Source organism: Dissulfurimicrobium sp. (genome assembly GCF_049968175.1).
GTDB classification, from domain to species: domain Bacteria; phylum Desulfobacterota; class Dissulfuribacteria; order Dissulfuribacterales; family Sh68; genus Dissulfurimicrobium; species Dissulfurimicrobium hydrothermale.
This window is the reverse complement of record NZ_JBMFRG010000083.1, coordinates 1-6,548: the sequence shown is the minus strand read 5'-3', so window position 1 is coordinate 6,548 and position 6,548 is coordinate 1. Positions and strand designations below refer to the sequence as shown.

General features: G+C 51.4%; 7 protein-coding genes and 1 pseudogene. 1 reads left to right on the top strand and 7 read right to left on the bottom strand.

Annotated elements, in window-relative coordinates:
• Positions 1–377: pseudogene (locus ACP5SG_RS09050) on the top strand (Lon protease family protein); the annotation flags it as partial.
• Here the strand turns inward: ACP5SG_RS09050 and ACP5SG_RS09045 are convergent.
• From ACP5SG_RS09045 to hcp, 7 genes are all read right to left on the bottom strand, one after another.
• Positions 374–889 (bottom strand): hypothetical protein, encoded by a 516-nt coding sequence (locus tag ACP5SG_RS09045; protein ID WP_428123776.1) that lies wholly within the window; start codon positions 887–889, stop codon positions 374–376. The pseudogene ACP5SG_RS09050 and the gene ACP5SG_RS09045 sit on opposite strands and share 4 nt — an antisense overlap.
• A gap of 20 nt (positions 890–909) precedes the next feature.
• Positions 910–1,614, bottom strand: a complete 705-nt coding sequence (locus ACP5SG_RS09040; protein ID WP_424661807.1) for an OmpA family protein — start codon at positions 1,612–1,614, stop codon at positions 910–912.
• A 135-nt stretch (positions 1,615–1,749) separates the two neighbouring features.
• On the bottom strand, positions 1,750–2,745 hold the full coding sequence (locus ACP5SG_RS09035; RefSeq protein ID WP_428123770.1) for a 4Fe-4S binding protein: 996 nt from the start codon (positions 2,743–2,745) through the stop codon (positions 1,750–1,752).
• 109 nt (positions 2,746–2,854) lie between these two features.
• Positions 2,855–4,120 (bottom strand): multiheme c-type cytochrome, encoded by a 1,266-nt coding sequence (locus tag ACP5SG_RS09030; RefSeq protein WP_428123767.1) that lies wholly within the window; start codon positions 4,118–4,120, stop codon positions 2,855–2,857.
• A 118-nt stretch (positions 4,121–4,238) separates the two neighbouring features.
• Entirely contained in the window at positions 4,239–4,988 is a 750-nt protein-coding gene (locus ACP5SG_RS09025; RefSeq protein ID WP_428123764.1) for an ATP-binding protein, read from the bottom strand.
• Complete coding sequence (locus ACP5SG_RS09020) at positions 4,963–5,262, bottom strand: hypothetical protein (RefSeq protein ID WP_237887791.1); 300 nt, start codon at positions 5,260–5,262, stop codon at positions 4,963–4,965. The genes ACP5SG_RS09025 and ACP5SG_RS09020 overlap by 26 nt, the downstream gene beginning before the upstream one ends.
• A 65-nt stretch (positions 5,263–5,327) precedes the next feature.
• Positions 5,328–6,548, bottom strand: a 1,221-nt coding sequence (gene hcp, locus ACP5SG_RS09015) for a hydroxylamine reductase (RefSeq protein ID WP_428123761.1), incomplete at its 5' end; no start/stop codon positions are given.

Below are 6,548 nucleotides of genomic sequence, written 5' to 3'. Positions count from 1 at the left end.
GAGAGATATTGCCTATAGGAGGGGTTACACAGAAGATAGAGGGCTTTTTTGATCTATGCAAGGCGCACGGACTTACAGGAAGTCAAGGGGTAATCATCCCTAAGGCAAATGTAAAGGACCTGATGTTGAAAGAAGAGGTTGTCGGGGCGGTGGAGGCAGGTAGATTCCATATCTGGGCTATAGAGACCGTAGAGGAAGGCATTGAGATACTTACAGGCATCCCCGCAGGGGTCAGAGATGTGGATGGGAATTATCCGGAGGGAACCCTCTTCTATTTAGTCGATCTGAGGCTTCAGGAATTGGCCGAGGCGGCCAAGAGCTATGGCCATGAGGAAGAAGGCGTAATGGAGGAGGCGGCGGAAGGGGCTGGGTCTTAATAGACCCACTTGCCTTTGGTATAGCGGAATATCTCAGTGACAGGCACCTCTTCAACGGGTGTGCCAGGGTCATTCAGGGCGTCTTGCCGTGTAGGACCTTTTTTGAGGACCTGTTTTTCGGAATAATAAATCATTCCTACATAAGGTGTTTCTTTCGAGCCTGTTCTTTTTATGGAAATATTGCATTCAGGCCCGTAGCAGACATATCTTCCGACATATACACCATCCCGTTCTAATGGTTCGAGCCTGATTTTTTTTGAATTTTCTCTACTTATAGCCTCCAGCTTGGCCATCCATGCCTTTGCAAATCGTTCAAAGCTTTGTCTGATTTCATCGTCACTCAGTCTAGTTTTTTTATCTTGGCGGTTATTTGCGACATATTGATGGTTGTTTTTGATTCTATCGCCACTGCTGGCAAAGATCGTTTGAGGATACGACAGTACTGCCAAGGCGATTAACCCCAGCAGTACTGTCGCAACTGATATAAGAGTTGCTTTTTTCTCAAGAATCATGGAATGAGCAACTGTTTTGATCAATCAAGTATCTTGAACTCTACGCGACGGTTCATGGCCCTGCCTTCCGCTGTCTTGTTGCTGGCGATAAAATGGGTTTTGCCATAGCCGATCGTCTGGATCTTGTCGGCATTTATTCCATGTTGTACTAAGAACTTCTTTACAGATTCAGCACGTCTTTCTGAGAGTTTTAAGTTGTATGCAACTGTACCAATAGAGTCACAATAGCCTTCAACGACTACCTTCACATCAGGATGGGCCTTGAGTATCTCGACGGCCTGCTCAAGCACCGGCACGAATTCCTTTTTGATGTTTGATTTGTCAAAGTCAAAGTTGATGCCTCTGAGGACGATTTTTTCCTTCACCACTGGTGGTGGCGGCGGCGGTGTCTCTACCTTGGTTTCAGGCATAGGTGCTGGTGGTTCTACCTTTGGGGCCGGTGCTGGTGCCGGCGGTTTGACCTCTTCTTTTGCCATCAGAGCGCCTATGATGCCGCCTATTAGGGCGCCACTAGCAGCCCCAATCATCGCTCCGTTGCCTGTCGCTGCATCTCTGTTGCCATTGTCGCTGCCGTTGCCGATAGCCGCGCCAGCGCCGCCGCCTATAACCGCTCCTACGGCAGCGCCCTTAAGAAATCCCTTTTGGCGGGCTGACATATTTGCGCAACCGGTTGTCATTGTGACGGCGCATAGCATCGCTACACCTATCTGCCAAATTTTTTTCATAGAACCTCCTTTCTCCTCTTTTAATGATTTTAAAGATAGCGCAACAGTTGTCTCTTTGTCAAGGAGCCAGCACCTCTGTCTATTTATCATATCTCTTAACCTCTGATCCTACCTTATTGAGGAATGAAGTGAATGTCATGGATGCATGACATGCCCGCCTGTCAATAAAAATAGATTGCGGAGCATCTCCGGTCGTATTGCAGACTCCCAGTGACCTGTAACAGAGGCCAATATCCATGCACCGAAGATCAGGGTGATGGTTAGGGCGGCGACACCCAATGGAGAAGGCTTGATACCTAGCAGTGTATTGAGTCCAAGGCAATTTTTTACAGGACAGACGCCGATGCACTCCATGCAGCCCTGACACTCAGGGGTGCGCACTGCTGTTTTTTTGTGCACTTCTATGCAGGCTGGGCATATCTTTGTACACCTTTTGCAGTTGATGCAGAGTGTCTCGTCACGCTTCACATGGATGGGGCTGAAGAGCGCCATAACGCCGAGGAGCGCCCCATATGGGCACAGATACCTGCACCATGGATTTCTGAGGATGATGGACAGGGAGGTGATGACCACCAGAAAGACGACCGTCGTCAGGGATGGCTTAATGAAAAATAGGAGCATCTTTATATCAACAAGCATGTTGTAGGGGCTTGACATAAAGGCCGCGATGGACTGCCCATCCATGCGAAAGAGGATTATGTAGAGAAAAAAGGAAAGAAGTATGTATTTTAATGAATAAAGGGGTATGGATGGCCAGCCCTTAAGACAGAAGGAGAGCCCAAACCTCCGGCCAAGGCCCTCGAAGAGATTGGAGATGAGGCCAACGGGGCAGACCCAGCCACAGACGCCCTTGCGGAACAGGAAGGCCGCCAGCAGGACTGCTATGAAGATGGCAAGCCCGGCGGGGTGTATGGCATCGAACTGGCCCGTGAGCACCAGGTGTTTCAAGGCGGTCAGCGCCCCGATGGGCAGAAAGGCCTCGACAGAGGGGAATTTGGGCGCATAGACATTGCTTTGTCCACTTACCCACAGGTAGTAGCGGTAGAATCGGTAACCGGCATAGAGAAGATATAGTGAAAAGGCCAACTGCACAGCCCTTCTTGCATATCGAACAGGGATAATTAAAGACATAGCGATAAATTAGAACCAGAATTCAGGGTATTTTCTTCTCTTTTTTAAGATTTTGGGGCACTCGTCCTAATACATCGCGGCTGGATGCCCCATAGCGTTTTAAATCAGCCTATTTTTTTCTGGTCTTGACGGTAGCCTTAAAGTGCGCCTGCCGCATCTCCTGGGCAAGCTCCTTGATCTCCACCAGGTCCTTCTTCATCTTGGCGTAGCCGTACCAAGTGGCGTAATCCGGGTTCATGTGGAAGGTGGCCTGGAATGCCTTCATCCTGTGGTCCATGAACATCTCATAGAGTATCTCCTCGACCTTGGTGTTTACGTCATAGAAGGTAAGGAGATCAGGATAGGCATAGGCCTGACCAGGTTTTTTCTGAATGATGCCGTCCTGATAAAGCCCAGCCACAGTGGCTATAGCCTCGGCGAACAGTTTATCCGCGGCCTTCACCATCTTATCTGCATTCTGGATGTTTGCATCGACGAATGCAGGCGAATGGCACTCTTTGCACACATCAACTATGCGCCTTCTTTCTGCTTCAAAGTCTTCTTTCGTAAGCCTTGCGACCTTGCCGGCCTTTACCACATCAAGCCTTGCCGTGGGTTTTCCGTTCGGGTCAAGCACGCCCAGACCCTTTAAAATAGTAGCGCGGTATCCCATCCACTCCGGATCGTCCTCGGGAAGCCTTACGGCCAGGAAGCCCCAGGCTGAAAAGACCCTGTGATTACCCTTTGGCATGTGGCATGTCTGACATTTCGGCGCCCTGTCTTTGTTCTTGGGATCAATGGTCCGTTCCATGAGATAGGTCACGCCGTGTTTGGAGCCTGACCACATCTCCCACTGTGGGTGATCAAAGCCCATGTGGCAGGTCTCGCACGCCTCGGGTTCAGAGGCCTCGGCCTTTGAGAATGCGTGCCTGGTATGGCAGTTCTGGCAATCCATACCATATTTGTAGTACTTTCTGCCCTCTGTCTGACGATCGGCCTGGGTCTTGAGGCCTAGGGTATGGCAGCCTCCGCAGCCCTTCTGCCCCTCTACAAAGGCCTTGGGCTGCATGTGCGTATAGGGCATGGCCTGGAGCGCCACAAGGCCGAGCGCATGTTTTCCTTCGAGGTACTGGTTGGCCTGTTCCGGATGGCACTGTTTGCAGGTCTCGATGGTCGGCAGTTTCGCCTTGTCGACGTCTTTTTCGCTCATGTGGTCGCTTCCATGGCAGTCAGCACATGTAAGCACCTTCGCCATCTTACCTCGGTTGAAGTCTTTCACCATCATGGGCGTGATTTTTACGTGACAGTCTTCACATGGTGAAGGCTTTGCGATAGCTGTCCCCATGCCGATAAAGCTGAACAAACCAAATAAAAAGAGATAAAAAACCCAGGACATTTCCCATGACAAATCCTCCCTTTTAATTAAGTATAAAAATTAAAGACACCCCCAACCTAAAACACGTCTTTCACCGCACCTTCCAGATAACCACCCCCCTTTTTTTAGATTTATGCCGTCAATCCAGCAGTTCGCCCCGTGCGCTGACGACTATCTTTTTAAGCGGGATCGAGACACCCGCCCCTTCCATGGCCTTGTTCAAAATGCCCAGCATGGAAGAACAGCACGGCACCTCCATGATGACCGTCGTAAGCGATTTTATCTGGGCTTTTTTGAATATCTCAATAAATCTTTCCACATATTCATGGGCGTTGTCAAATTTGGGGCAGCCTATAAGCAGGACCTTGCCTGGCAGGAGGTCCATGTGAAAGGCCGGATAGGAAAAGGCGGTGCAGTCAGCCGCCACCAGGAGGTCCGCCCCTTTAAGAAATGGTGCGGCAGGCGGGACAAGCCTTATCTGCACAGGCCAGTGAGTAAGCGCGGAGCGGAGAGAGCCAAAATTGACCGGCTGATTGGCCCTGGCGCATGCGTCTTTTTGAGGACCAAATTCCTGCACGAGCGTGGACGGGCAGCCGCAGCCCAGCGCCGCTCCTTGAATCGCACCCTTGGTCTCGGCAGGCATTGGACCGCTCAGGTGTCTATGGGCCGCCTCTTCATCGAAGTCATCGGCAACTCTTTCTACAATCCTCAGCGCCCCTTGAGGACATTCGCCGAGGCAGGCTCCGAGGCCGTCGCAGTATCTCTCGGCCACAAGCCTTGCCTTGCCGTCTATTATCTGGATCGCCCCCTCAGCGCAGGACGGGACGCACTTGCCACAGCCGTTACAGAGGGCCTCATCAATCTCAATGATCTTTCTCAACGTTTTCATCTTTGTTTTCCTTTTTTGTCTCTTTTTCTTTTAGGAGTCTCTCGCGTTCTTCCCAGAGTTCCTTTGGCAGACTCCCGATGCACTCCTTGGCATAGGGACAGTAGGAAGCGCAGCCCATGTCCAGGTTGGGGTTCCGGATCTTATGCCCGCAGTTCGGGCATGTACGCCAGGCATCGTCTTTGAAAAATTCCACATCGTCGCCGCAATTGGGACACTTGGTCTCAAAGATGGCGTCTGACCTCCAGTATCTCGTGTCCTGCCCTGGGCATTTCATATCTAGCCCCCGTAAGTGTTTGACAAGGAGGGTCTTGTCCCTCCTTGTCGTCGTGTTTGTTGTAATTACCCCAAAATGGCCTTCAGGTCTTCATCCGGGGTGGTTATAGGTTTGATGTCATAGTTCCTGACCAATACATCGAGCACATTGGGCGTAATAAACGCTGGAAGGCTCGGCCCAAGTCTTATATTTTTTATGCCCAGAGAGAGAAGCGTCAGCAGGATCGCGACAGCCTTTTGTTCGTACCAGGAAAGGACCATTGAGAGCGGCAGCTCATTTACGCTGCAATTAAACGCCTTGGCAAGGGCGACCGCGATCTGGATGGCTGAGTATGCGTCGTTGCACTGGCCGATGTCTAGGAGCCTCGGGATGCCGTCTATGTCTCCAAGGTCCTTGTCGAAGAAGCGGAACTTGCCGCAGGCAAGGGTGAGGACAATGCAGTCCTTTGGCACCTTTTCCACAAATTCAGTGTAGTAGTTGCGCCCTGGTTTTGCCCCGTCGCAGCCAGCCACCAGGAAGAAGCGGCGGATATTGCCTGCCTTTACCGCCTCGATCACCTTGTCCGCAACGGACAATATGGCGTTTCTTGCAAAGCCCACCATCACCGAGCCCTTATTCGTGTCTTCAGCAAAACCAGGCATCTCCAGGGCCTTTTTTATCACAGGGCCAAAGTCCCGGTTCTTTATATGTGCGACATCCGGCCAGCCCACAAGCCCGCTTGTGAATATGCGGTCTTTATAGGAATCAAGCGGTTTCTGGATGCAGTTTGTGGTCATCACGATCGGCCCGGGAAACCATGGAAACTCCTTGTGCTGGTTCTGCCAGGCCGTACCATAGTGGCCATAGAAGTGAGAATACTTCTTAAGGCCTGGATAGCCGTGGCATGGGAGCATCTCACCGTGCGTATAGACATAGATGCCCTTTCCTTCGCTCTGCTTCAGTATCTCTTCGAGGTCCTTGAGGTCGTGACCGGATACCAGGATGGCCTTTCCTTTCTTTGCCCCCAGCGGTACCTTTGTCGGCACAGGGTGGCCGTATGCGCCGGTGTTTCCGGCATCCAGAAGCTCCATGGCCCTCAAGTTTATCTCGCCGCATTTTAAGACAAGGCCGACCCAGTCGTTAAGGCCAAGGCCCTTGTCAAGGGTTGCGGCAAGCGCCTCATGGATGAAGGCATAGACCCTGTCGTCTTCCTGACCAAGTATCTGGGCATGGTCTGCATAGGCTGCGACGCCTTTAAGTCCATAGACCATGGTCTCACGAAGGGAGCGGATGTCAGGATCAATGGC

Excerpts from the sequence above, each read along its gene's own strand:
- ACP5SG_RS09035 (WP_428123770.1), bottom strand. The coding sequence starts at position 2,745 with ATGTCTTTAATTATCCCTGTTCGATATGCAAGAAGGGCTGTGCAGTTG.
- ACP5SG_RS09045 (WP_428123776.1), bottom strand. The coding sequence starts at position 889 with ATGATTCTTGAGAAAAAAGCAACTCTTATATCAGTTGCGACAGTACTG.
- ACP5SG_RS09025 (WP_428123764.1), bottom strand. The coding sequence starts at position 4,988 with ATGAAAACGTTGAGAAAGATCATTGAGATTGATGAGGCCCTCTGTAAC.
- ACP5SG_RS09030 (WP_428123767.1), bottom strand. The coding sequence starts at position 4,120 with ATGTCCTGGGTTTTTTATCTCTTTTTATTTGGTTTGTTCAGCTTTATC.
- ACP5SG_RS09020 (WP_237887791.1), bottom strand. The coding sequence starts at position 5,262 with ATGAAATGCCCAGGGCAGGACACGAGATACTGGAGGTCAGACGCCATC.
- ACP5SG_RS09040 (WP_424661807.1), bottom strand. The coding sequence starts at position 1,614 with ATGAAAAAAATTTGGCAGATAGGTGTAGCGATGCTATGCGCCGTCACA.